Source organism: Kitasatospora xanthocidica (genome assembly GCF_014656195.1).
Classification (GTDB): Bacteria; Actinomycetota; Actinomycetes; order Streptomycetales; family Streptomycetaceae; genus Kitasatospora; species Kitasatospora xanthocidica.
Genome location: NZ_BNBY01000005.1, coordinates 148966 through 174066, shown reverse-complemented (window position 1 = coordinate 174066; position 25101 = coordinate 148966). Strand labels below are relative to the sequence as shown.

The 25101-nt window shown below is 74.7% G+C and carries 15 protein-coding genes; 3 read left to right on the top strand and 12 right to left on the bottom strand.

Features of this window, described 5'->3' with window-relative positions; translation table 11 throughout:
• Positions 1–129 precede the first annotated feature (129 nt).
• Complete coding sequence (locus IE332_RS11165) at positions 130–2397, bottom strand: ATP-dependent DNA helicase UvrD2 (RefSeq protein WP_189915629.1); 2268 nt, start codon at positions 2395–2397, stop codon at positions 130–132.
• Between the two features lie 162 nt (positions 2398–2559).
• On the opposite strand from IE332_RS11165, the gene IE332_RS11160 reads away from it, so the two are divergent.
• Complete coding sequence (locus IE332_RS11160; RefSeq protein WP_030236313.1) at positions 2560–2817, top strand: mycoredoxin; 258 nt, start codon at positions 2560–2562, stop codon at positions 2815–2817.
• A gap of 27 nt (positions 2818–2844) precedes the next feature.
• Here the strand turns inward: IE332_RS11160 and IE332_RS11155 are convergent, their stop codons facing one another.
• The 6 genes from IE332_RS11155 to IE332_RS11130 all read right to left on the bottom strand — a co-directional run bounded on the left by IE332_RS11155 (position 2845) and on the right by IE332_RS11130 (position 10769).
• Positions 2845–3684 (bottom strand): GntR family transcriptional regulator, encoded by an 840-nt coding sequence (locus tag IE332_RS11155; protein WP_189915628.1) that lies wholly within the window; start codon positions 3682–3684, stop codon positions 2845–2847.
• A 209-nt stretch (positions 3685–3893) separates the two neighbouring features.
• On the bottom strand, positions 3894–4835 hold the full coding sequence (nudC, locus tag IE332_RS11150) for an NAD(+) diphosphatase (protein ID WP_189915627.1): 942 nt from the start codon (positions 4833–4835) through the stop codon (positions 3894–3896).
• Positions 4836–4901: 66 nt separating this feature from the next.
• Entirely contained in the window at positions 4902–6305 is a 1404-nt protein-coding gene (locus IE332_RS11145) for a dipeptidase (protein ID WP_189915626.1), read from the bottom strand.
• 134 nt (positions 6306–6439) lie between these two features.
• Entirely contained in the window at positions 6440–9310 is a 2871-nt protein-coding gene (locus tag IE332_RS11140) for an FtsX-like permease family protein (protein ID WP_189915625.1), read from the bottom strand.
• Positions 9307–10071: an ABC transporter ATP-binding protein gene (locus IE332_RS11135; protein WP_189915624.1), complete on the bottom strand. Its 765-nt coding sequence runs from the start codon at positions 10069–10071 to the stop codon at positions 9307–9309. The genes IE332_RS11140 and IE332_RS11135 overlap by 4 nt, the downstream gene beginning before the upstream one ends.
• 68 nt (positions 10072–10139) lie before the next feature.
• Positions 10140–10769, bottom strand: coding sequence for a PadR family transcriptional regulator (locus IE332_RS11130; RefSeq protein WP_189915623.1), 630 nt, complete (start codon positions 10767–10769; stop codon positions 10140–10142).
• A 96-nt stretch (positions 10770–10865) separates the two neighbouring features.
• On the opposite strand from IE332_RS11130, the gene IE332_RS11125 reads away from it, so the two are divergent.
• Entirely contained in the window at positions 10866–11837 is a 972-nt protein-coding gene (locus IE332_RS11125) for an endonuclease/exonuclease/phosphatase family protein (RefSeq protein ID WP_189915622.1), read from the top strand.
• Here the strand turns inward: IE332_RS11125 and IE332_RS11120 are convergent.
• The 4 genes from IE332_RS11120 to IE332_RS11105 all read right to left on the bottom strand — a co-directional run bounded on the left by IE332_RS11120 (position 11834) and on the right by IE332_RS11105 (position 20739).
• Entirely contained in the window at positions 11834–13018 is a 1185-nt protein-coding gene (locus IE332_RS11120) for a PP2C family protein-serine/threonine phosphatase (protein WP_189915621.1), read from the bottom strand. The two genes, IE332_RS11125 and IE332_RS11120, sit on opposite strands and share 4 nt — an antisense overlap.
• 194 nt (positions 13019–13212) lie before the next feature.
• Positions 13213–16545 carry an ATP-dependent helicase gene (locus IE332_RS11115; RefSeq protein WP_189915620.1) on the bottom strand — a complete coding sequence of 1111 codons (3333 nt, stop codon included), beginning with the start codon at positions 16543–16545 and terminating at the stop codon, positions 13213–13215.
• Positions 16546–16751: 206 nt separating this feature from the next.
• A complete protein-coding gene (locus IE332_RS11110; RefSeq protein WP_189915619.1) occupies positions 16752–20279 on the bottom strand; it encodes an ATP-dependent helicase in 3528 nt (1175 codons plus the stop codon).
• Between the two features lie 82 nt (positions 20280–20361).
• The gene (locus IE332_RS11105) at positions 20362–20739 is read right to left on the bottom strand and encodes an MGMT family protein (RefSeq protein ID WP_189915618.1); all 378 of its coding nucleotides are present in this window, start codon (positions 20737–20739) and stop codon (positions 20362–20364) included.
• A 134-nt stretch (positions 20740–20873) separates the two neighbouring features.
• On the opposite strand from IE332_RS11105, the gene IE332_RS11100 reads away from it, so the two are divergent.
• Positions 20874–23621 carry a lysylphosphatidylglycerol synthase transmembrane domain-containing protein gene (locus IE332_RS11100; RefSeq protein WP_229928512.1) on the top strand — a complete coding sequence of 916 codons (2748 nt, stop codon included), beginning with the start codon at positions 20874–20876 and terminating at the stop codon, positions 23619–23621.
• A gap of 76 nt (positions 23622–23697) precedes the next feature.
• Here IE332_RS11100 and moeZ read toward each other — a convergent pair whose 3' ends face one another.
• Positions 23698–24876 (bottom strand): adenylyltransferase/sulfurtransferase MoeZ, encoded by a 1179-nt coding sequence (gene moeZ, locus IE332_RS11095; RefSeq protein ID WP_189915617.1) that lies wholly within the window; start codon positions 24874–24876, stop codon positions 23698–23700.
• Positions 24877–25101: the final 225 nt, after the last annotated feature.

Genomic DNA, 25101 nt, shown 5'->3' with positions numbered 1-25101 from the left:
TGACCGCCCCGGCAGGCTATTGCGCTCCCGGTACGCCGCGCAAACTATTTTTCGCGGCGAGTTCCACGGCGTGCTCCACAGCCGGATTCGAAGTCCCCGAGCAGTCCCCTGGACCGCGCCCGTGCCGGCTCACGCCGGATCGACCGGACCGTCGTCCTCGACGCCGTCCGGATCCTCCTCGGGCTCCTCCCCCGCACACAACGAGAGCACGGCTGCCCCGTACTTGTCCAGCTTCATCGCACCGACCCCCGAGATCGAGGCCAGTTCGCCGCGGCTGGCCGGCACGTCCTCGGCGATCGCCATGAGCGTCGCGTCGGTGAACACCACGTAGGCCGGGGCGCCCTGCTTCCTGGCCTGGCCGGCGCGCCACTCGCGCAGCCGCTCGTAGAGCCCCTCGTCCATCGTGGACGGGCAGCCCTCGCAGCGGCGCAGCTTGCGCTCGACGGCGTCGGTGAGCGCCTTGTCGCAGACCCGGCACTTGACCGGGCCGCGGACCCGCCGGGCGGCGGAGCGCTCGCCGGGCTCGACGCCCCCGCGCCCGCCCCGCGCGCCGCCCCGCGCGCCGGGGGCGGCGGAGCCGGGGCGCAGCCCGTCGAGGAAGCGGGTGGGCTTGCGGCTCGCGCGCCCGCCCGGGGAGCGGGAGAGGGCCCAGGAGAGGCTGAGGTGCTTGCGGGCCCGGGTGACGCCGACGTAGAGCAGCCGGCGCTCCTCCTCGACCTGCTCGTCGGTCTTGGCGTAGATGATCGGCAGGGTGCCCTCGGTGAGGCCGACCAGGAAGACGGCGTCCCACTCCAGGCCCTTGGCGGCGTGCAGGGAGGCGAGGGTGACGCCCTCGACGGCGGGGGCGTGCTGGGCGGCTGCGCGGGCGTCGAGCTCGGCGACGTAAGCGGCGAGGTCGGTGTCCCGCCCCTCGGCGGCCCGGGTGCGCTCGAACTCCTCGGCGAGCCGGACGAGGGCCGCCAGGGACTCCCAGCGGTCGCGGACGGCGCCGGAGCCGGCCGGGGGCTCGGCGGTGAAGCCGCGGGTGGCGAGCACCGCGCGGACCTGTCCGGCGAGGTCGGGGGCGCCGTCGGTGAGCGGGTCGGAGGCCGCGCGGGCGGCGCCGCGCAGCAGCACCCCGGCGTCGCGGACCTCGGGGCGCTCGAAGAACCGCTCGGCGCCCTTGAGCTGGTACGGGAGGCCGAGGTCGGCGAGCGCCTGCTCGTAGACCTCGGACTGGCCGTTGGTGCGGAACAGGACGGCGATCTCGCTGGCCCGCACGCCGGTGGCGAGGAGGTCCTTGATCCGGCGGGCGGTGGTCTCGGCCTCGGTCGGCTCGTCCTCGTACTCGGTGTAGACCGGCTCGGGGCCGGCCTCCCGCTGGGAGACGAGTTCGAGGCGGTGGCGGGCGGCCTCGCCGCGGGCCTGGGCGAGCAGTCCGTTGGCGAGGTGGACGACCTGCGGCGTCGAGCGGTAGTCGCGGACGAGCTTGACCACCGTCGCGTCGGGGTGGCGGCCGCGGAAGTTCAGCAGGTAGTCCGGGGTGGCGCCGGTGAAGGAGTAGATGGTCTGGCTGGCGTCGCCGACCACGCACAGGCTGGCGCCGCCGTCGGGGCCGGTCCACCGGTCGAGCAGGCGCTGCTGGAGCGGGGAGACGTCCTGGTACTCGTCGACGGTGAAGTGCCGGTACTGGGAGCGGACCTGGTCGGCGATGTCCGGGCGGTCCTCCAGGATGGCGGCGGTGAGCAGCAGCACGTCCTCGAAGTCCATGCTGCCGCGGCGGCTCTTGGCCTCCTCGTAGACCCGGTAGACCTGGGCCGTCTCGGCCGGGTCCCGGGGGGCCTCGCGGCCGGACTTGGCGACGGCGGCCGGGTAGTCCTCGGGCGCGATCTGGGTGACCTTGGCCCACTCGATCTCGGCGGTGAGGTCGCGCAGTTCGGTGCGCTGGACGCGCAGGCCGCAGCGGCCGGCGGCCTCGGCGACGAGCTGGACCTTGCGTTCGAGGAGCTGGGGGACGGGGCCGCCGACGGCGCGGGGCCAGAAGTACTGGAGCTGGCGCAGGGCGGCGGCGTGGAAGGTGCGGGCCTGGACGCCGTCGGCGCCGAGCTGGCGCAGGCGGCCGCGCATCTCGCCGGCGGCGCGGGCGGTGAAGGTGACGGCGAGGACCTGCTGGGGGGTGTAGACGCCGCTGCGCACCCCGTAGGCGATCCGGTGGGTGATGGCCCGGGTCTTGCCGGTGCCGGCGCCGGCGAGGACGCAGACCGGGCCGTGCAGGGCGGTGGCGACGGCGCGCTGTTCGGGGTCGAGCCCGGCGAGCACGGCGTCCGGGCCCGTGGCGGCGCCGGGGTCGGCCCACTGGGAGGCGTGGGGGCCGTCGTAGGGGCTGCCGCTCAAGAGGTCTTCCTGCATGCGTTCCATCTTCTCAGCCCGGTGGGACAACGCGGGCGGGGTTGTCCACAGGCCCGGTGTGATCGCAGGATGATCGCTCCGCAGCGCGGTCCGGCGGGCCGGAATGCCCGCCGTCCGGTGGACGTTCCCTCCGGAGACCGTTCGCACCTCTCTTTCGAAGGAGTCCCCTCGATGTCGGGCACCGTGACGATGTACAGCACGACCTGGTGTGGCTACTGCAACCGGCTCAAGAGCCAGCTGGACCGTGAAGGCATCGGCTACACCGAGATCAACATCGAGGAGGACCCGGCGTCGGCGTCCTTCGTCGAGTCCGTGAACAACGGCAACCAGACGGTGCCGACCGTGCTGGTGACGCCGGTGGGCGGCGGCGAGCGGGTCGTCATGACCAACCCGAGCCTGCTGCAGGTCAAGAAGGCCCTGGCGGCCTGAGCCGGCCGGTCCGTCCCGGCCGGCGCGTCACGGCGCGTCGGCCCGGGCGGGGTCGACGGGCGCGGCGGGCGCGGGCAGGGTGGTGCGCGCGCCGAGGTCGCCGACGCCGTACACCAGCCGGCTGCGGTCGGCCGAGTAGCGGGTCTCGATGACCCGCACCGGCCCGCGCCGGTCGTAGGTGACGCGGGTCTGCACCATCAGCGGCACGCCGGGGCCGCCCTGGAACCACTGGGCCTCCTCCGGGCCGGGCATCCGGGCCACCAGGTGGTCCACGGCGCCGATCTCGACCCGGCCGAGGGCGGCGAGCACGGCCTCGTCCCCGCCCTCGACGGGGTCGGGTTCCATCAGCGGGGTGCCGGCGGCGAGGCCGGCCCGGTAGTGGCTCTCCTCGATGGAGTACGGCTCCCGGTCGAGCAGCCGCAGCTGGCGGCGGACCACGATGGCCTCGCCGGGGCGCAGTCCGAGCCGTTCGGCGATGTCGACCCGGGCCCGGACGATCATCATCTCGAAGTCGGTGCCGAGTTCCCGCCCGGCTTCGGCCGCCTCGCCGAGGTAGACGGCGGAGGGCCCGGCCAGGCAGTCGCGCGGCGCGGGGGCCGGCGCGGGCCCGAAGGCCCGGTGGTCCAGCACGGGGTGTTCGCGCAGGTAGGTGCCCTTGCCCTGGAGGCGGACCAGCCGGCCCTCGTTGACCAGGACGTCGACGGCGAGGCGGACGGTGTTGCGGGCGACGCCGTACTGGCGCTCCAGTTCGCTCTCGACCGGCAGGGCGGCTGCGGCGGTGAACTCGCCCTCGGCGATCCGACGGCGGAGGTCGGCGGCGAGGCGCTGGTATTTGGGGGATTGGGCGGTGCCCCGGGGGATTGTCACCCGAGTGAATCTAGCGAGCGCGGTGACACGGTTTCAGCCGTTTCCGGCAATGTCGTCCGTGTGGGTTGACGACGGGGCCGACCGAGTGCCTCCCGGTAGCAGAACTGGCCCGTCCGGATACGAACATCCGGTGGTGAGGAATTCGGAAAGGGATTGGAAAGGAACAAGGGGGCGCACGTCATAGGCCGCACGCCCCCTTTCCCGCCGAATTACCAGCGCGCCGCCGACGGCAGCGGCTCGCCGTACCAGAGCTCCACCAGGTGCCGCGCGATCGAGATGCCGGACGGCGGCAGGATCTCGCCCGCCTCCATCCCGGCCCGCAGCTCCTCCCGGGAGAACCAGCGCGCCTCGGCCAGCTCCTCGCCGTCCACGGTGATCTCGGTGCCGCCGGGCAGCGCCTTGCCCGAGAAGCCCAGCATCAGGCTGGACGGGAACGGCCACGGCTGGCTGGCGACGTACCGCACCTCGCCCACCCGCACGCCCGCCTCCTCGTGCACCTCGCGGGCCACCGCCTGCTCGATGGACTCCCCCGGCTCGACGAAGCCCGCCAGGGTCGACCAGCGGCCCTCCGGCCACAGCGCCTGACGGCCCAGCAGGCAGCGGTCCTGCTCGTCCGTGATCACCATGATCACCGCCGGGTCGGTGCGGGGGTAGTGCTCGGCCGCGCAGGAGGTGCAGCGCCGCACGTGCCCGGCACCGGCCTTCTCGGTCGGGTGGCCGCAGCGGGAGCAGAAGCTGTGCAGCCGGTGCCAGTGCTCCAGCGCGACGGCGTGCACCAGCAGCCCGGCGTCGCGGTCGGACAGCATCGCGCCGACCTCGCGCAGCCCGGCCGGACGGGCGTCGCCGTCCAGCCGCCCGGGCAGGCTCTCGCCGGCCAGCGCGAAGTACGAGACGCCGTCCTCGTCGGTGCCGAGGAAGTAGCGGTCCCCGGTCTGCGGCGCCTCGAAGGAGGGCAGCAGCACCAGCTCGGTGCCCTGCGCGGTGTCGACCACGAACGCCTCACCGCCGGCGATCGGCAGCACCCGGGTGGCCGGGTGGCTCCAGGCGGCCGCCAGCCAGGGCTCGTCGAACCGGTGCTCGGCGGCCCGGTCCACCCCGGCCCGGGCCAGTGCCAGGTGCGTCGGGCGCTCGGTCTCAGGCACGGTGCTCACGTCGTTCCATCCCCACGTGGTGAATCATCCGGATGAGTGATCTGACCGCCTCGCGGCGGGCCCCGTTCACGCGCCCGGCCGGAAGTTCTCGGCCAGGTCGCCCCACAGGTACGCGGCGGTCTCCACACCCTTGGCGAGCAGGTCCAGCTCGACCTTCTCGTTGACGGAGTGCCACCCGTCCGAGGGCACCGAGATGCCGAGGAACAGCACCGGCGCGCCCAGCACGTCCTGCAGGTCGGCGGCGGGGCCGGAGCCGCCCTCGCGGGTGAAGAGGATCTTCTGCCCGAAGGCCAGGCCCATCGCCCGGACGGTGGACTGCAGCGCCGGGTGGTCCAGCGGGGTCAGGCAGGGCCGGGTCGCGCCGGGGAAGACCAGCTCGTACCGGACGCCCTCGGGCACCTGCTCGGCCACCCAGGCCCGGACCGCGTCGCGGACCTTCTCCACCTCCTGTCCGGCGACCAGCCGGAAGGACAGCTTGAGGTGCGCCGACGCCGGGACGATGGTCTTGCCGCCGGGGCCGGTGTAGCCGCCCCAGATGCCGTTGACCTCGGCGGTCGGGCGGGCCCAGATCCGCTCCAGGGTGGAGTAGCCGGCCTCGCCGCGGGTGCCGTACGACTTGGCCACCCGCAGCCACTGCTCCTCGTCGAAGGGCAGCTCGGCGAACAGCTCGCGCTCGCGGTCGGTCAGCTCGATCACGCCGTCGTAGAAGCCCGGGACCGCCACCTTGCGGTCGGCGTCGTGCAGGGCGGCGGCCAGCTCGGCCGCGACCTGGGCCGGGTTGGGGACGGCGCCGCCGAAGGAGCCGGAGTGGATGTCGGTGTCCGGCCCGTACAGGTCGATCTGGGCGTCGGCGAGGCCGCGCATGCCGGTGCAGACGGTCGGCGTGGACGCCGACCACATGCCGGTGTCGGAGATGACGACCACGTCGGCGGCCAGCCGGTCGGCCTCGCGGCGGACCAGGTCGGCGAAGTTCGGCGAGCCGGACTCCTCCTCGCCCTCGATCAGCAGCTTGAGGTTGACGGCCGGCGCGGTGCGGCCGGTCGCGGCCAGGTGGGCGCGCACGCCCAGGGTGTGGAAGAACACCTGGCCCTTGTCGTCGGCGGCGCCGCGCGCGTACAGCCGGTCGCCGACCACGGTCGGGGTGAACGGCTCGGTGTCCCAGCCGTCCTCCTTCGCGGCGGGCTGCACGTCATGGTGGCCGTAGACCAGGACGGTCGGCGCGGACGGATCCCCGGAGGACCACTCGGCGAACACCGCCGGCAGGCCGTCGGTCTCCCACACCTCGGCCACCGGGAAGCCGGTGTCGAGCAGCTTGGCCGCCAGCCACTCGGCCGAGCGCCGCACATCGCCGGCGCGGTCCGGGTCGGCGGAGACCGAGGGGATGGCCAGCCACTCGGCGAGGTCGGCGAGGAAGGCGGCCTGGTGCGAGTCGATGTAGGAACGGACGGCGCTGTCCGGGGTTCTCGTCATACCGACGACTGTAGTTCGCCCGTGCGGGTGCCCGCCCCGGCCGTCCGGCTGCCGGGCCCTCCCGGGGCTGTAACCTCCGTCACCCCCGCCGCGCACGGGCGCGGACGGGGGTGCCGGAGGCCGGTGCCGGGCGCTCAGCCGGAGCGGCGCAGCATCGTGATCCGGGAGCGGGTCAGCCCCGCCGCGAGGGCGGCCGCGAGCACCGGGAGCACCACGACGGCGGCGGCGATGGTCGGCCACGGGAGGACCACGATCGCGTTGTTGGCGAGCTCCTCCGGACTCATGCCGGGGTAGTTGCTCCCCGCGCTCTCCACCTTGCGCAGCGCCACGCCCGGCACGATGCCGCAGACCACGCCCAGCACGGCGCCCATGGCGGCGATCACACCGCACTGGAAGCCGGACAGCGAGCGCCGGATGCGGGGCTCGGCGCCGACCGCCGCGAGGGTGGTCAGGTCGCGCTGGGAGTCGGCGGCCGCCAGGCCGGTGGCGATGCCCGCCGCGCCGAGGGCGACCAGGCCGGCGAACACGGTCAGGCCGAGGGTGACGAGAGAGGCCTGGGAGCTGTAGCCGCGCTCGACGGTGAGCAGGTCGCGGTCGGTGATCCTGGCGAGCGCGCCGTCGGCCTTCTGCTGGGAGCTGTCCGAGGGCGCCTCGCCGGGCAGCCAGACCGAGCCGACCGAGGTGGTGGTGAACCCCAGCCCGGCCGCGGTGGCCGGGCTGATCACGGCCTGCCCGGGCGAGGGCACCGCGGTGTCCGCGAGGACCGCGTCGACGGCGATCTCGTGGGTGACCTGCTTCCGGCCGGCGGGGCCGCCGCCGTTGAGGTCGGCCGGCTCGCTGAACCGCACGGCGACCTTGCCGTCCTTGAGGTACCGGGGGTCGAAGACCACGGCCTTGCCGGCCGCCAGGGCCTGCCCCGGGGCGGGGTCGGTGACGCCGTAGAGGTTGTGCAGCAGGGTGGCGTCCCCGGCCGTCAGCGCGCCGTACGGGTTGCCCCGGCGGTTGTTGCTCTGGCAGCGCTTGTCGGTCGACAGGATCCGCTCGGCCTCGCCGGGCGCGAACTCGCGGTCCGAGTCGAGGACGGGGCAGCGGATCTCCTTGGGCAGGTCCACGCTGATGTACCCGCACGAGGAGTTCTCGGAGCAGTCCCCCTTGTAGTGCACGTTCTGCACGTCGGCGCGCGGGCCGAGGTCGGGGATGCTGCGCTCGACGGCCTCCCGCATCTGCGGCAGCAGCTTGCCGTCGGCGCCGGCCAGCCAGCCCCGGCCGAGCAGGACGGAACCGGAGGGGCCGTGCGCGACGTACTCGCGCCGGCCCTGCTCCTCGAAGCTGGCGGTGTAGACGCCGACCGCGACGGCGCCGGCCACGGCGGCCATGACGGCGGCGACGGCGGGCGCGGTGCGGCCGCGGTGGCGCACCGAGTCGCGCAGGGCGAGCCGGGGGCCGAGCGAGAGCCAGCGGCCGAGCCGGCCGAACAGGCCGACCAGGAAGGGCGTGAGGGCGACCATGCCGAGTTCGGCGAGGGCCGAGCCGCCCAGCACGGCGAGGCTGCGGTTGCCGACGCCGCTGGTGGCGCCGTACAGGGCCAGGGCGGCGCCGCCGCCCAGCATCAGCAGGCCGAGCACGGCGAGCTTGCGGTTCGGCGGCTTGAGCGAGTCACGGCCGGTGAGCGCGGAGACGACGTCCTGGCGGGAGGCCTGGACAGCGGGGACGACCGCGGCGAGCAGACCGGTGACCAGGCCCACCAGGAGCACGCCGAGCAGGTCGAACGGCTGGAGGGCGAAGTGGCCGAAGCGCCGGCCGGAGTACTCCTCGGCCTGGGTGCGCAGCAGCGCGACCAGTCCGACGCCGAGGCCGAGGCCGACGACGGCACCGGTGACGCCGAGGACGATGCCCCCGCCGAGCACGACGCCGCGGACGTTGGCGCGGTCACCGCCGGCGGCGGCGAGCAGACCCAGCTGCCGCCGGGAGCGCCGGGCCCCGACGGCGAAGGCGGGGCCCGCGAGGAGGACGATCTCCAGCAGCGCCATGCCGACCACGGTCGCGAGGATGACCACGCTGGTCTTGTCGAAGTAGGAGGTCTGGAACTCCGAGCGCCCCTCCGACTTGGCGTAGAAGGGGACGTCGGAGCGGGCCGGGGGGTCGATCAGGACGGCGCGCGAGGTGGCGTCGAAGCCGTACCGGTTGAGTTCGACGACCTTGTGCCAGTCGAGCCCGGCCCCGGCCGGGAGCTTGACCAGCCAGCGGACCGGCTCGTCGGTGCCGGCCGCCTTGCCGCGGGAGCCGCCGGAGGCCGCGGCGAGCCGGTCGATCAGGGTGCCGGGCGGCGCGAAGAGTTCGGTGGCGCCGAGGTCGCCGGGGTACTCGTAGACGCCGGTGATGGTGAACGGGTCGGCCTCCAGGCCTCGGACGGCGGTCCGGTCGCCGATCTTGAGGCCGGACCGCCTGAGGAAGTCCGGGGTGACGGCGGTCTCGTGGCCGTTCGCGGGGGCCCGGCCCTTGACCAGATCGAGGCGGCCCCGCCAGACCGGGTCGTTCAGGTCGATCTCGTTGGCGCGGGTGGCCAGCAGACCGTCCACGCTGCTCGCCGCGGTGTACGGGCCCTGGCGTTCGGGCACCAGGACGGCGCCGGCCGGGAGCAGCTGCTTCGCCAGATCCGCGGGCGCGGTGTCCAGGGAGCGCTGCTGCTCGGCGGTGTACTGGGGGACGGCGCCGGCCTTGGGGTCGTCCTTGGGGTTCTCGACGCTCAGCCCGTCGGCCGGGTCGGGCGCCTGCAGGACGGCGGAGCCGCGCTCGACCATCTCCAGTTCGGCGGCCGCCTGGCCCATGATCCGCACGGCCTTCTCGGCGGGCGAGAGGTCGGCGCTGCGGAAGACCACGTCGGCCCCGGTGACGCCGAGTACGGGCAGGGCGACCATCGCGATGACCAGGGCGCTGCGGCCCTTGGCCCGCAGGGCGTCACGGCGGGCGATGCGCAGGGCGACCCGCCAGGCGCTGAGCTTCACTCGTCCACCTTCATGCTGTTGGTGGCGGCGCTGACGAGCAGGCTGGCGGCGTCCTGGCTGACGGACTCGTCGACCATCCGGCCGTCGCGCAGGAAGACCACGCGGTCGGCCCAGGCGGCGTGCCGGGCCTCGTGGGTGACCATCATGGCGGCGGCGCCGGCGTCGCAGCGGGCGCGCAGGACGGCGAGGACGGCCTCACCGGTGGTGGAGTCCAGGGCGCCGGTGGGCTCGTCGGCGAGGACCAGCCGGCGGTCGCCGATCAGCGCGCGGGCGATGGCGACGCGCTGCTGCTGACCGCCCGACATGTCGTCGGGGAAGCGGTCGGCGAGCTCGGGGATGCCGAGCTCCTCCAGGGCGACGAGGGCCTCGCGGCGGGCCGATCGGGCGGACAGCCCGTCGAGCTCCCGCGGCAGCGAGATGTTCTCGGCGGCGGTGAGCGCCGGTATCAGGTTGTAGTCCTGGAAGACGTAGCCGACGGAGCGGCGGCGCACCTGGGCGAGCTGCTTGCGGTTGAGGTCGCCCAGGGCGACGCCCTCGACCAGGACCCGGCCGCCGCTCGGGGTGTCCAGGCCGCCGGCCAGGGTGAGCAGGGTCGACTTGCCGGAGCCGGAGGGGCCCATGACGGCGACGAACTCGCCGGGGTGGACCTTGAGGTCGACGCCGCGCAGGGCCTGGACCTCGGCCGCGCCGTGGCCGTGGACGCGGGTGACGTTCTCCAGGTGCAGCACCGGCGTCTGCCGGGACTCTTGGGTGTGGGACACGATTCCCCCCTTGTGCTGGGTGTGGGCCCGGGGTCGGGGACCGGGCCGGTGGTTCGGGTGCCGGGCTCTCAGGCGCGCAGGCGCCGGCCGCGCTTGGCCGGCGCGGGGCCGCCGTCGCGGGTGGCCTCGGCGGTACGGGCCTGCAGGAGTTCGGCCTGCTGGGCGAGCCGGGTCTCGCAGTGGTCGAGCCAGCGGATCTCGGCTTCGGTCTGGAAGATCAGCTGGTCGAGGACGAGCAGCCAGGCGAGGTCGTTGCTCGCGGACGGCACCACTCCGGGCCGGGCCTCGCCGGCCAGGGCGCGGCCCTTGAGCCGGGTGTAGTCCTGGAGCGCCTTGATGCTGTGCCGGCGCTGGCCCTGGACGACCGCGGAGACGTCCACCCCGGGCACGGTGACCGCCATGGCGAGCTTGATCGCCAGCTCGTCGCGCGGGGGGTTGGTCCGGGGCACCGGGGTGCCGAACCAGGCCCGCAGCTCGGCGCGGCCGGCGTCGGTGGCGGCGTAGAACTGGTGCCCCTCGTCGTCCTCCCCCGCGGCCTCGACCAGGCCGTCGCGCTCCAGCCGGGACAGCGTGGTGTAGACCTGCCCGACGTTGAGGGGCCAGGTGGCGCCGGTGCGCGCCTCGAATTCGGTGCGCAGCTGGTAGCCGTAGCGCGGGCCCTGGTCGAGCAGGGCGAGCAGACCGTGACGGATGGACATACCGAGTATGTATACCCGGTATGCCCTATCGCCTCAAGCCGACCCTTCCCCCGCCGGAGGGCCCCCGCCCCCGGCGACCGGGTACCGTCGTGCGGTGTGAGCCAGTTGCGCATCGCCACCTTCAACCTGTTGCACGGTCAGCCGCTCGCCCCCGACGGCGCGCCCCTGCCCTACCCCTCCGACGCCGGGGAACCGCTCGCCGAGGCGGTGGCCGCACTGGACGCCGACGTCCTGGCACTGCAGGAGGTCGACCGGCACCAGGCGCGCTCCGGCGGCACCGACCAGGCCGCGGTCGCGGCCGCGGCGATGGGCGCCAAGGACTGGCGCTTCGCCGCCGCGCTGCACGGCCGCCCGGCGCCGGTGGCCGGCTGGCTGCCGGACCCGGCCGGGCCGAACGGCCTACGGGTGTACGGCCCGGGCGAGGTCGGCGACGGCGCGGTGCCCTCGTACGGGACGGCGCTGCTGACCCGGCTCCCGGTACGGCACTGGCGGGCCCGGCGCTTCGCCCCCGCACCGTTCGGGCTGCCGCTGCGGGTAGCCGGGCGGCGCGGGCTGACACCGGTGCCGGACGAGCCGCGGGCCGCGCTGGCCGCGGTGCTGGAGGGCGACCGCGGGCCGTTCACCGTGGTGGCGGCGCACCTGTCCTTCGTCCCGGGCTGGAACATGGCGCAACTGGCGGGCATCCGGCGGTGGATCGCCGACCTGCCGCAGCCGTACCTGGTGCTGGGCGACTTCAACCTGATCGGCGCGGTGCCGCGCACGGTGCTCGGCGGGGCCACCGCACTGGAGCGCACCGCCCCGCGGGCGCGGGTCCGGGAGCTGCGGGCGGCCCGGCGGGCCCGGCCGCAGCTGGCCGAGCCGCGCCGGCGCCGGGTGCGCGAGCCCCGCGCCCGGCTGCAGGGCTGGTACGACCTGGCGCGCACGCCGACGTACCCCTCGCACCGCCCGGCGGTGCAGTTCGACCACGTGCTGGCCGTCGGGGTGCCGCGCACCGCGGTGGGCCCGGCGGCGGCGCCCCGCGCGGCGGTGTCGGACCACCGGCCGCTGCTGGTCGAGGTGTCGCTCTAGTTCCGGGCCAGGACCCCGGCCTGCTGGGGGACGTGGACGCCGGCCGCCGGCGCGGGGTCGTACTGCAGGAGCAGCATGGCCGCATCGTCGCCGAGCTGGCGCCCGACGTGCCGCACCACGTCCTCGTGCAGCCGCTGCAGGACGTCGGCGGGGCGGCCGTCGGCGCAGCGCGGGAACCGTTCGGCGAGCGGGTAGAAGGCGCCCGCGCGGTCGCGGGCCTCGATCACCCCGTCGGTGAACAGCAGCACCCGGTCCTGGCCCTGGAGCAGCACCCGGTGGACCGGCGGACGGACGTCGGCCGGGTCCAGGACGCCCAGCGGCGGTACGGTCTCGGCGAGTTCGAGCGGTCTGACCTCGTCGCCGCGCAGCAGCAGCGGCGAGGGGTGGCCGCAGTTGACGATCTCCGCGGCGCCGTCGGGCCCGACGCCGATCAGCACCAGGGTGACGAACTCCTCCTCCACGCCCGGGTGGTCGTTCTCGTGCAGGGCACGGTCGAGGCTGACGGCCAGCCAGCCCGCCACCCGGTCCAGCGCCGGCTCCTGGTGGGCGGCCTCGCGGAAGGCGCCGAGCACCGCGGCGGCCGTCTCGACCGCCCCGAGGCCCTTGCCGCGCACGTCCCCGACCACGGCCCGCACGCCGTGCCGGGTGTTGACCACCTCGTAGAGGTCGCCGCCGATCCGGGCGTGCGCGGCGGCGGCCTCGTAGTGGACGGCGGCCCGGACGGTGCCGACCCGCTCGGGGACGGGCCGCAGCAGGACCCGGCGGGCGATCGAGGCGACCAGCTGGGCGTCGGCCAGCGCCCGCTCCTGACGCAGCCGCAGGGTCGCGCTGACCCAGCCGATCGCGGCGACGAGCAGGACGGCGATGACGCTGGCGGCGTGCACGGACGAGCCGAGCGTGTCACTGCGGAAGGCCATCAGGAAGGCCGCCGCCTCGGTGCACAGGCCGATGACGAACGGGTACCAGGTGCGTCGGCTGACCACGGCGGCCAGCGCGGGCACCGCGGTGAGGGCCGGTTCGACCGTCACGCCGGTGCCACTGAGGTAGTCGAGGACGACGATCAGCGCCATGACGATGAACGGCAGCGCGAGCGCCGTCCTCGGCCAGGTGCCGGTCGTGCCCGGAGCGGGCCCCGGGGTCGGCCCGGTGAACCGCTCTCTGATCCATCCGGTCGCGCTCAACGTCGGTTTCTCCAGCAGAAGACGCCGATGCCCGGGGGCACCTGCGGTGATGACTGAGGGTTAGGGAATGCGGGCCTCGCTGGCGGCCGGAGCACGGGGGTTGACCGGTTACCGACCCCACAATAGGCGCGAAACGTGCACGACGCACAGGTTTCGGGCACTGGCGTGATGACTTGGATGCTCTGCGTGACTCATTAGTCACTGTTCCCGATCAGGAGCCGTTCCAACTCTTTTCGGCCGGGAAGTCCTGCCGGACGGACGATCCGACCGCTGCGGACGTACAGGAACGAAGCCGTGACCAGCTCGGGGTCGAGGCCCATCTGCTCGGCCCAGGCCAGTCGGTAGACCGCGAGCTGCAGCGGGTCGGCGGTCTCCTCGCGGTGGGTCTTCCAGTCCACCACTTCGTAGCGTGACACACCACCGGATCCTGACAACACGTCACCGTCCCGGTAGACCGCGTCGATCCGGCCGCGCACCACCCGCCCCGCCAGCACCAGGTGGAACGGCGCCTCGACCCGGAAGGGCTTGCGCTGCGCGTACGGGGTGCGCAGGAACGCCTCCTTGAGCCGCTCCAGGTCCTGCTCGTCCTCGATGCCGTCGTCGTCGGCGCCGGGCAGCGCGCCGGGCTCGACCAGCAGCAGCGGCTCGATCCGGGACTGCACCCAGGCGTGGAAGCGGGTGCCGCGCCGGGCCGCGGGCTGCGGCGGACGCGGCATCGGGCGGGCCAGGTCGTGCGCGAAGCCGTCCGGGTCGGCGGCCAGCCGCATCAGCTGGGTGGCGGACAGCGCGGCGGGCAGCGGCACCTCCCGCGAGGTGCGCCGGGACCGCTCCAACTCGCCCAGCAGCGCGGTCAGATCGCGGTCCCAGGAGGCCACCTGCCGCTGGTCCTCGGGGGTCATCGGCTCCGGCTCGGGCCCGCCCTGAGCCAAAGGGCCCGCCGGTGCCGAAAGCGAGAGGTGACCAGCGACCGACGAAGGAGGGAGCGCCGGAGCGACGACCGTCGGCACCGGATCCGAGGGCCCGGAGGCGAACGGGCGAGTCACAGCCCCGGCGATCCGGCCGCGCACCACCTCGGCGACCCGCCGGCGGGCGTGCTGCGCGGCCGGATCCAGCGGGAGCGGCCAGGGGTGCTCGACCGGGGAGGCCAGCGCCGGGTTCTCGGCGCCCTTCTCCGGCTGCTCCGCCCAGCGCTCGACCTCGCCCGCGCCGGGCCGCTCGCAGTGCTCGCGCAGCCCCTCCAGGAACGCGGACGGCCCGCGGACGGTCTTCTGGCTCGGCCCCCACCAGTGCCCGGAGGCCAGCAGCAGCTCCCGCGGGCGGGTGAACGCGACGTAGCCGAGGCGCAGTTCCTCGATACCGGAGTGCTCGGCCAGCTCCTTCTTGAAGGCCGTCATCGACTTGCCGTTCCACCCGCCGCGCACATCGGGCAGGGTGGCCGCGTCGCCGCGCAGGGCGTGCGGAAGCACGCGCTTGGCGCTGGTCCAGCGTTCGCGCGGGGTCGAGGAGGGGAACGCGCCCCGCACCAGGCCCGGCACGGCCACCACGTCCCACTCCAGGCCCTTGGACTTGTGCGCGGTGAGCACCTTCACCGTGTCCTCGCCGCCGGGCAGGCCGCTGTCCAGGCCGCGGTCGTACTCCTGGGCGGCGCGCAGGAAGCCGAGGAAGGCGGCCAGGCCCGGGTCGCCGTCCAGGTCGGCGAAGGAGGCGGCGACGTCCAGGAAGGCGTGCAGGGTCTCCCGCCGCCGGGCGGCCAGCGCCTGCGGGGAGGCGGCGAGTTCGACCTCCAGGCCGGTGACCGTGAGCACCCGGTGCAGCACGTCCATCAGCGGGTCGGCCAGCGAGCGGCGCAGCTCGCGCAGCTCCTGGGCGAGGCGGGCGAAGCGCACCCGGGCCTCGGCGGAGAACGGCAGCTCGTCGGGCTGGTCCGGGTCGACGAAGGTCTCCACCGCGTCGGCCAGCGACACCACCTCGGTCGGATCGGCCTCGGCCACGGCGGCGGCCAGCGCCTCGACGCCCTCGGGCCGGGCGGTACGGACCAGCTCGGTGGCCCGGCGGCCCAGCAGCGCGAGGTCGCGCGGGCCGATCCGCCAGCGCGGGCCGATCAGCAGCCGCACCAGCGCGGCGTTGGCGGTCGGGTCCTGCAGCACCTCGCAGACCGCCACCAGGTCCGCCACCTCGGGCAGTTGCAGCAGCCCGCCGAGGCCCACCACCTCGACCGGCACCTCCCGGGCGACCAGCGCCGCGTGGATGTCCGGGAAGGCGGCGCCGCCCCGGCACAGCACGGCGATCCGGCCGGGCGCGGTACCGGTGCGCACCAGGTGGGCGATCGAGTCGGCGAGCCAGTCCACCTCCTCGGCGTGGGTGGGCAGCAGCGCCGTCCGTACGAAGCCCTCCTGCTCGGCGCCGGGCGCCGGGCGCAGCGCCTCGACGCCCTCGTGCATCTCCCGCAGCGGCGCGGCGAGCTCGTTGGCGAAGGCGAGCAGGCGCCCGCCGCTGCGGCGGTTCTCGCTCAGCGCGTAGCGGTCGGCGGGGCGGCCGCCGGCCTTGGGGAAGTGCCGGGGGAACTCGTCGAGGTTGGCGACCGAGGCGCCGCGCCAGCCGTAGATCGCCTGGCACGGGTCGCCGACGGCCGTCACCGGGTGGCCGCTGCCCGTACCGTCCGGGCCGGCGCCGAACAGCCCGGCGAGCATCAGCCGCTGGGCGACCGAGGTGTCCTGGTACTCGTCCAGCAGCACCACCCGGAACTGGTCGCGCAGCAGCTCGCCGACCTCGGGGCGCTGCTGGGCCAGGCGGGCGGCGGCGGCGATCTGGTCGCCGAAGTCCATCAGCCCGGCGGAGCGCTTGCGGCGCCGGTAGTCCTCGACCAGGCTCAGCAGCTCCTGCCGGGCCCGGGCGGCGGCCGGGACGGCCCGCAGGTCGTCGTTGGTCAGCTTGACGGTGGCGAGGGTGTCCAGCAGCTCCTCGTCGAAGTCGCGCAGGGCCTGCGGCTCGACCAGGTGCTCGGCGAGTTCGCCGTCCAGCGCGGTGAGGTCGGCGACCAGGTTGGCGAAGGTGCCGGTGAGCGCGGGGAACGGGCCGCGGGCGGAGCGCAGCACCTTGGCGGCGAGCTGGAAGCGGGTGGCGTCGGCGAGCAGCCGGACGTCCGGCTCTATGCCGATCCGCAGGCCGTGCTCCTTGAGCAGGCGGCCGGCGAAGGCGTGGTAGGTGGAGATCTCCGGGTCCCCGAGCGGCTCGGCGGCGTCCCGGTCCGTCACCCCGGCCCGCAGCAGCGCGGTGCGGACGCGTTCGGCGAGCTCGCCGGCGGCCTTGTTGGTGAAGGTGAGGCCGAGCACCTCCTCGGGCCGTACGGCGCCGGAGCCGACCAGCCAGACGACCCGGGCGGCCATCACCGTGGTCTTGCCGGAGCCGGCGCCGGCCACGATCACGGCCGGCTCCAAGGGCGCGCCGATGGCCGCCATCTGCTCCCGGTTGAACGGGATCCCCAGCAGCTCCTTGAGCTGGTCGGGATGGCTGAGCACGGCGGTCACCCCGCAACGTTAACGGGCCGGACCGACAACCCGGACGCCCGGCCGGGGTGACCCTGGCTACGCACCGGCTGCGCCCCGAGCCGAAGGGCCGCGCCGGTGCCGAAAGGGAGAGCGCGAGGGAGCGACGCAGGAGCGAGGGAGCGCCGACCGTCGGCACCGGGCCGGAAGCGGCCCGGAGGCGAGCGGGCGCACGTTCAGAGCAGCCCCTACTCCACCAGCTGCGCGCCGTCCCGCTGGGCCGAGCAGCTGCGGCGGAAGGTGCAGCGGTCGCAGCCGCCGCCGGTCTGCGGGACGAAGCGTTCGGCGAGGACCTTCCCGGCGGCCTCGGCGAGCAGGTTCTCGATCCACGGCTCGCCGCCCTCGGGCGGCTCCTGGTGCTGCACCTTGGGGGTGTCCTGGGCGGCCTTGGCGGCGGGCTCGCGCAGGTGGACCAGCTCGGCGCCGCCGGTGGCCGGCGGGTGCTCGGCGAAGCCGGGCAGCTCGTTGAGCGCGCCGGCCCGGACGGCGAGCTGGTAGACGGCCAGCTGCTTGTGGTCGGGCAGGGACTTGTCGGTGGGGATCTGCTTGCCGGTCTTGAAGTCGACCACGTAGGCGCGCCCGGCCGCGTCCTTCTCCACCCGGTCCATCGAGCCGCGGATGCGCACCGAGACGCCGCCGACGTCGAGGGTGACGTCGAAGCCGTGCTCGGTGGCCACGAGGTCCCGGCCGCGTTCCAGGACGTGCCAGTTGAGGAAGCGTTCCAGGGCGGACCGGGCCTCGGTCTTCTCCTGCTGGGACTTCCAGGGCGCGTCGAAGGCCAGCGCGTCCCAGACGGTGTCCAGGCGCTCCATGAGCACGGCGAGGTCGGCGGGGGTGCGGCCGGAGCCCACCTCGTCGGCGAGCGCGTGCACCACGTTGCCGAAGCCCTGGGCGGCCGAGCCGACGCCGCGCGCCTTGACCTCCTTGTCCAGGAACCACTGCAGCGAGCAGCTCTCCAGCTGTTCCAGGCCGCTGCCGGACAGCCGCACCGGCAGGTCGGCGCCGCGCAGCGGCTCGGGGGCGGCGGTCGGGTCGTCCAGGCCCCACCAGCGCTCCGGGTGGGCGGCGGGCACCAGCGGCAGCCCGTCCTCGTCGGTGGCGGCGGCGAGGGTGGCGAGCCGTTCGGCGGCGGCGCGGCGCAGCTCGGGCGAGCGGGCCGGGTCGACGGTGACCGCGCGCAGCTCGGCGACCAGCGCGGCGACGGACAGCGGGCGGCGCGGCCGGTGGGTGACGTCCTCGACGACGACCGGCGGGGTGCGGCGCACCACCTTGCCGGTGGCGGGGACGACGTCCTCGCGGTAGAGCTCGCGCAGGAAGCGGGAGGGCTCGTCGCCGTCGTCGGCGGGCGCCTTGACGGCGGTGACGATCAGCCGTTCCTTGGCGCGGGTCACGGCGACGTAGAAGAGGCGGCGCTCCTCGCCGAGCAGGGCGGCCGGGGAGAGCGGTTCGGCGAGGCCGTCGCGCCCGATCCGGTCGGCCTCCAGCAGGGAGCCGCGGCGGCGCAGGTCGGGCCAGAGGCCGTCCTGGACCCCGGCGACGACGACCAGGCGCCACTCCAGGCCCTTGGAGCGGTGGGCGGTCATCAGCCGGACGGCCTCGGGGCGGACGGCCCGGACGGTGAGGGTATCGGCGGCGATGTCCTGGGCTTCGAGCTCGGCGAGCAGGTCGAGGGCGCTGCGGTGGCCGGTGACCTGCTCCTCGGCGCGGGCGGCGGTCTCGAACAGGGCGCAGAGCGCGTCCAGGTCGCGGTCGGCGTTGCGGCCGGCGGCGCCGCCGCGCAGGGCGGCCCGCTCCAGGCGCTCGCGCCAGCGGCGGCTGCCGTCCCACAGCTCCCAGAGCGCCTCCTCGGCCGTGCAGCCGCCGGCCAGCAGCTCCCGGACCTTGCGCAGCAGGGTCCCGAGGTCGCGGGCGCGGCGGGCGTACGCGGGGTCGAGGGCGACCAGCCGCTCGGGTTCGGCGAGGGCTTCGCGGATCAGCTCGCCGGCCGGGCGCGGGGTGGTGGTGGGAGGGCCCGTCGGCAAACTCCCGTCGTTCGCCCGGAGGGTGGGCGGGGCGGCGTCAGGGTGCGTGCATCGCAAGGCGGAGGAGGGCGCCACTGCGGAGCATTGGCAACCGACGACAACGCCGCGAGGTGCGTGCCCTGGCGTCGCCCCGCAGGCGGGAGTTTGCCGACGGGCCCTGAGACCTTCGGCACGCAGCGCGGCCCGCTCCTCCTCGCGCAGGGCGCGGCCGAGGCGCCGCAGGTCGGAGCCGTCGAGGCCGCCGAGCGGGCCGGTGAGCAGGGCGTGTGCCAGTTCGGTGGTCAGCGGGTCGGGGGTACCGGCGCTGTCGGCGTCGTCGTCCTCGCCCTGCCGGTCGCGGGCGGCATGCCAGGCCGCCTGCTCGGCGCAGGCCCGCAGGGCGAGCAGCAGCTGGGCGACGGCGGGCTCCTCGCGCAGCGGCAGGTCGTCGCCGTCGATCTCCAGCGGGACGCCGGCGGCGCCGAGCGCCCGCCGCACGCCCGGTATCGAGCGGGCGCCGGCCCGGACGAGCACGGCCATCTCGCCCCAGGGCACGCCGTCCTCCAGGTGGGCGCGGCGCAGCAGGTCGGCGATCGAGTCGAGCTCGGCGCCGGGGGTCGGGTAGGTGTAGACCTCGGCCCGGCCGCCCTCGCGGGAGGGCAGCAGGGCGCGGTGCTGGGCGAGCTTGTCGGCGGGCAGCCGGCCCATCGGCATCCGCCGGGCGAGCTCCCGGGTGGCGGCGAGCAGCAGGGCGCCGGAGCGGCGGGAGACCCGCAGCACCTTGACCTCGGCGGGTTCGCCGTCGGTGCGCCGGAAGGTCTGCGGGAAGTCGAGGATGCCGTTGATGTCGGCGCCGCGGAAGGCGTAGATCGACTGGTCGGGGTCGCCGACCGCGACCAGGTCGCGCCCGTCGCCCGCGAGCCGGCGCAGCAGCCGGACCTGGGAGGGGTCGGTGTCCTGGTACTCGTCGACGAAGACCACGTCGTAGCGCTGCCTCAGCTCCTCCTCGACCTCGGGCCGCTCGGCGAGCAGCACCGCGCGGTGGACGAGTTCGGCGTAGTCGAGGACGCCGCGCAGGTCGAGCACGTCGAGGTAGTCGGCCAGGAAGTGCGCGGCGGCCGCCCAGTCGGGGCGCTGGACGCCCTCGGCGAAGCGCTCCAGCTCGGCCTCGCCGAGGCCGAGCTCGCGGCTGCGGGCGAGGACGGCGCGGACCTCGTCGGCGAAGCCGCGGGTGGTCAGGCAGGCCCGCAGGTCCAGCGGCCAGGCGATCCGGGAGCTGCCGAGCCGGGCGTCCTCGGCGCCGCCGGCCAGCAGCTCGCGGACCATGACGTCCTGCTCGGGGCCGGAGAGCAGCCGCAGCGGCTCGGCGTAGTCGTGCGGGTCCTGGTGGGCGCGCAGCAGGGCGTAGCAGAAGGAGTGGAAGGTGGTGGCCTGCGGGGCGGCCGCGGCGCCGCCGAGCCGGCCCGACATCCGGTCGCGCAGCTCCATCGCGGCCTTGCGGCTGAAGGTGAGGACCAGGATCCGCTCGGGGTCGGTGCCGTCCGTGATCCGCCGGGCGACCGCCTCGACCAGGGTGGTGGTCTTGCCCGTCCCGGGCCCGGCCAGCACCAGCAGCGGCCCGTCGGCGTGCTCGACCACGGCACGCTGGTAGGCGTCCAGCACGGGCGGGTCGGGCTGGACGAGCGGGTTGCGCACGAGCCGGTAGGGGGAAGTCAACAGCTGATCCTGGGGGTCGGACAGGGCATGGCGGGGCGGGCCCGCCGGGGCCCGCCCTCATCGAGCCTACGATCCTCCCCCGTCATTCCCGTCCGCGCGGAGGGTTCGGGGAAATCTCCCGCCCGTCCCAGCGGGCCCGCCGGAGGTCGACCCGGGGCGGGTCGGCGAGCTCGCGCAGCGGGGTGCCCTCCTCGCCGTAGTGGGCGAGGGCGCGGTGCTCGTGCCCGGGCAGGAAGCGGCCGTCGGCGCGGATCACCCGCCACCAGGGCACCGAGCCGCCGTACAGGGCCATCACCCGGCCGACCTGCCGGGGCCCGCCCTGGCCGAGGTACTCGGCGACGTCGCCGTACGTCATCACCCTGCCGGGTGGAATCCGCTCGGTCAGGTCGAGCACGAGTTCGGCGAAGGGCGGCAGGGCGTCCGGGAGGCCGTCGTCTGTTGCGTCCGTCACCTGCGGCATTCTTCCTCACGGGGGCCCGCCCGCGGTCCGGTGCGAACGCAACGCCGCGCCCGATCCGCCCCCTGTCCAGCACGGGGGGCCGGGGCATGCCACCATCTTCGGGGCGGTGAGTGGTGATACGAGGACAAGACCAGATGACCGGGACGGCTGACGTGGGCGTGGACAAGGACTCCGACGAGTCCGCTGCCGCCGTGCCCCCGCCGCCCGACGGCGGGGCCGAGGACCGGCCCGAGCAGGGCCCGGTACCGGAAGTCTCCCTGGTCAAGGACCGGACGATCAAGCCCCCCGTACCCGCGCCGGCCGCCGAACCGCCGGAGGCCGCCGCCCCGCCGCCGGCCGTCCCGGCACCGTCCGCCCCGCGGCCGCTGCCCGAGGCCCAGGACCACGACCAGGACCCGCTGGACGACGCCCCGCACCTGGACGTCGACGAGCCGCTGCTCGCCGCCCGCGCGCACCGCCCGTCCGACCTGATCCGCTTCCTGGCCGGCGTCTTCGGGATAGTCGCCGTCTTCGTGCTGGCCGGCATCGCCACCTCGACCACCACCGGCATCGAACAGGACATCGCCACCAACGCGCCGCACTTCTCCGCGGTGCTCTCCACCATCACCGGCCTGGTCTCCAGCGTCGCGGTGCTCGCCGTGCCGCTGGCCTTCGCCGTCGAACGGCTGATCAAACGCGACGGCCTGCGGGTCGCCGACGGCGTGCTCGCCTCGGTGCTCGCGTACGGCGTCTCGCTCGGCATCGACTGGTGGGTGGCCGAGGGCGCCTCCGAGCACATCCGCGACGCGCTGACCCGGCTGCCGCTGGACAGCAACGGCACCCTCACCGACCCGGTGCACGGCTACCTGGCGCCGGTGATCGCCTACATGACCGCCGTCGGCATGTCGAGCAGACCGCGCTGGCGGGTCGCCCTGTGGGTGGTGGTCGTCTTCAGCGGCGTCACCGAGCTCCTCGGCGGCTACACCACCCCGCTGTCGCTGATGCTCACCGTGCTGATCGGCTGGTCCGTCGCCTACGGCACGCTGTACGCGATCGGCTCCCCCAACATCCGGCCCACCGGCCAGCACCTGATGATCGGCCTGCGCAAGGTCGGCTTCACCCCGGACGGCGCCCACCGGGCCCCCGACGCCCCCGGCGGCACCCGCCGCTACTTCGTCACCCAGCAGGGCGGCCCGCCCCTGGACGTCCACATCATCGACCGCGAGCAGCAGGCCTCCGGCTTCTTCTACCGGGCCTGGCGGCGGCTGCGGCTGCGCTCGGTCGCGGTCCGGCGCAGCCCGCAGTCGCTGCGCCAGGCGCTGGAGCAGGAGGCCCTGATCGCGTACGCGGCGGCCGCCTCGGGCGCCCACGCGCCGCAGCTGGTCGCCACCTCCGAGCTCGGCCCGGACGCGGCGATCCTGGTGTACGAGAACGTCGAGGGCCGCACCCTGGACGAGCTGGCCGACGAGGAGGTCACCGACCCGGTGATGGCCTCGATCTGGCGCTCGGTGGCGGCCCTGCACGAGCGCCGGATCGCCCACCGCCGGCTGACCGGCGAGTCGCTGCTGGTGGTGGACGACCGGACCGGCTGCCTGGTCAACCTCTCCGGCGGGGACATCGCCGCCACCGACCTGACCCTGCGCATCGACGTCGCCCAGCTGCTCACCACCTTCGCCCTGCGGATCGGCCCGGAGCGGGCCGTCGCCACCGCCAACGCGGTGCTCGGCGCCGAGCGGGTCGCCCAGGCGCTGCCGCTGCTCCAGCCGGTCGGGATGAGCCGCTCCACCAGGGTCGACCTGGCGAAGCTCGGCAAGGAGCGCAAGGCCACCGCCCGGGCCAGGGCGCTGGAGCAGGTCGCGGCCGGCGAGCGCACCCAGCAGCAGGCCGAGGAGGACATCGCGGTAGCGGGCGAGGACCTGCTGAGCCGCATCCGCGGCCAGATCCTGCAGATCGCCCCCGAGGCGCCGATGGAGCCGGCCAAGCTGGAGCGGCTGAAGCCGAAGAGCCTGATCATGGTGATCGCGCTCACCTTCGCCGCCTACCTGGCCCTGACCACCATCAAGCCGGCCCAGCTCAAGCTCTCCCAGATGAACTGGGCCTGGGCGGCGGCCGCCCTGCTCGCGGCGGCCTTCAGCTACGTCGCCGCCGCGATGAGCCTGACCGGCTTCGTCCCGGAGCGGCTGCCGTTCCGGCGCACCGTCGCCGCCCAGCTGGCCGGTTCCTTCGTCAAGCTGGTCGCGCCCGCGGCGATCGGCGGCATCGCGCTCAACACCCGCTACCTGCAGAAGGCGGGCATCCGCTCCGGGCAGGCGGTCGCCTCGGTCGGCGCCTCCCAGCTGGCGGGCCTGGCCGGCCACCTGCTGCTGCTGTTCAGCTTCGGCCTGATCACCGGCAGCCAGACCAACGGCGACCTCTCGGCCTCCCGCGCGGTGATCATCGGCGTGCTGACCGCCGCGGTGCTCGCCCTGGTGGTGGCCGCCGTCGCCCCGCTGCGCCGGTTCGTGCTGGGCCGGCTGCGCTCGCTGTTCTTCGGCGTGGTGCCGCGGATGCTCGACCTGATGCAGACGCCCAGCAAGCTGTTCACCGGCTTCGGCGGCATCCTGCTGCTGACCCTGTCGTTCACCGCCTGCCTGGACTTCTCGGTGCAGGCCTTCGGCGGCAACATCAGCTTCTCGGCGGTGGCGGTGGTCTTCCTGACCGCCAACGCGGCCGGCTCGGCGATCCCCACCCCGGGCGGCATCGGCCCGGTCGAGGTCGCCCTGATCGGCGCCCTGACCGTCGCGGACGTGTCCCCCGCGGTCGCCACCCCGGCGGTCTTCCTCTACCGGGCGCTCACCTTCTGGCTGCCCGTCCTGCCGGGCTGGATCGCCTACAACGTGCTGCAGCGCCGGCAGGCGCTCTGAGCCGCCCCGGCCCCGGCGCCGGACATGACGGAGGGCCCCGCCGGTCGGCGGGGCCCTCCGTCGTGTCACACGGGGTCTAGTAGACCGGCTTGTGCGGCTCGATCTGGTTCACCCAGCCGAGCACGCCACCGCCCAGGTGGACGGCGTTGGCGAAGCCCGCGGCCTTCACCACGGCCAGCACCTCGGCCGAGCGCACGCCCGACTTGCAGTGCAGCACGATCTTCCGGTCCTGCGGCAGCTTCTCCAGCGCGTCGCCCATCAGGAACTCGTTCTTGGGGATCAGCACCGCACCGGGGATGTTGACGATCTCGTACTCGCCGGGCTCGCGGACGTCGATGAGGTAGATGTCCTCCTTGTCGTCCTGCCACTGCTTGAGCTGCGCCGAGGTGACGGTCGAGCCGGCGGCGGCGGCCTGCGCCTCCTCCGACACGACGCCGCAGAAGGCCTCGTAGTCGATCAGCTCGGTGACCGTCGGGTTCTCACCGCAGACGGCGCAGTTCGGGTCCTTGCGGACCTTCACCTGGCGGTAGTTCATCTCCAGGGCGTCGTAGATCATCAGCCGGCCGACCAGCGGCTCGCCGATGCCGGCCAGCAGCTTGATCGCCTCGTTGACCTGGATCGAGCCGATGGACGCGCACAGCACGCCCAGCACGCCGCCCTCGGCGCAGGAGGGGACCATGCCCGGCGGCGGGGCCTCCGGGTACAGGCAGCGGTAGCAGGGGCCGTGCTCGGCCCAGAACACGCTGGCCTGGCCGTCGAAGCGGTAGATCGAGCCCCACACGTACGGCTTGCCGAGCAGCACCGCGGCGTCGTTCACCAGGTAGCGGGTGGCGAAGTTGTCGGTGCCGTCCACGATCAGGTCGTAGCCGGAGAAGATCTCCATGACGTTGGAGTTGTCGAGGCGCTCCTCGTGCAGCACCACGTCGACGTAGGGGTTGATCTCCTTGACCGAGTCCCGCGCCGACTCCGCCTTGGAACGGCCGACGTCCGACTGCCCGTGGATGATCTGGCGCTGCAGGTTGGACTCGTCGACCACGTCGAACTCGACGATGCCCAGCGTGCCGACACCGGCCGCGGCCAGGTACAGCAGGGCGGGCGAGCCGAGACCGCCGGCGCCGACGCACAGCACCTTGGCGTTCTTCAGCCGCTTCTGCCCGGCCATGCCCACGTCGGGGATGATCAGGTGGCGGGAGTACCGGCGGACCTCATCGACGCTGAGCTCGTCGGCCGGCTCGACCAGGGGTGGCAACGACACGGGGACTCCGATGGGTGTCTTGTTCGGATGGCCATGGCCAGCCGCGATGTGGGGTTGGTGCACCGCCACTCGGGTGGCTGTCTAGGCCAACAGTGTCACGCCCCACCACTATTCCGAGACAGCCCGTCCGGTGGGCGAGACGGGCCGCGCCGGATCGTGGAACCGGCCCGCGGCCGCCCACAGGTGCCCCGAGCCCCGGTTTCCCGGGCCCCGGGGCACCCCCGG

Excerpts from the sequence above, each read along its gene's own strand:
- IE332_RS11165 (WP_189915629.1), bottom strand. The coding sequence starts at position 2,397 with ATGGAACGCATGCAGGAAGACCTCTTGAGCGGCAGCCCCTACGACGGC.
- IE332_RS11160 (WP_030236313.1), top strand. The coding sequence starts at position 2,560 with ATGTCGGGCACCGTGACGATGTACAGCACGACCTGGTGTGGCTACTGC.
- IE332_RS11145 (WP_189915626.1), bottom strand. The coding sequence starts at position 6,305 with ATGACGAGAACCCCGGACAGCGCCGTCCGTTCCTACATCGACTCGCAC.
- IE332_RS11130 (WP_189915623.1), bottom strand. The coding sequence starts at position 10,769 with ATGTCCATCCGTCACGGTCTGCTCGCCCTGCTCGACCAGGGCCCGCGC.
- IE332_RS11105 (WP_189915618.1), bottom strand. The coding sequence starts at position 20,739 with ATGCCGCAGGTGACGGACGCAACAGACGACGGCCTCCCGGACGCCCTG.
- IE332_RS11100 (WP_229928512.1), top strand. The coding sequence starts at position 20,874 with ATGACCGGGACGGCTGACGTGGGCGTGGACAAGGACTCCGACGAGTCC.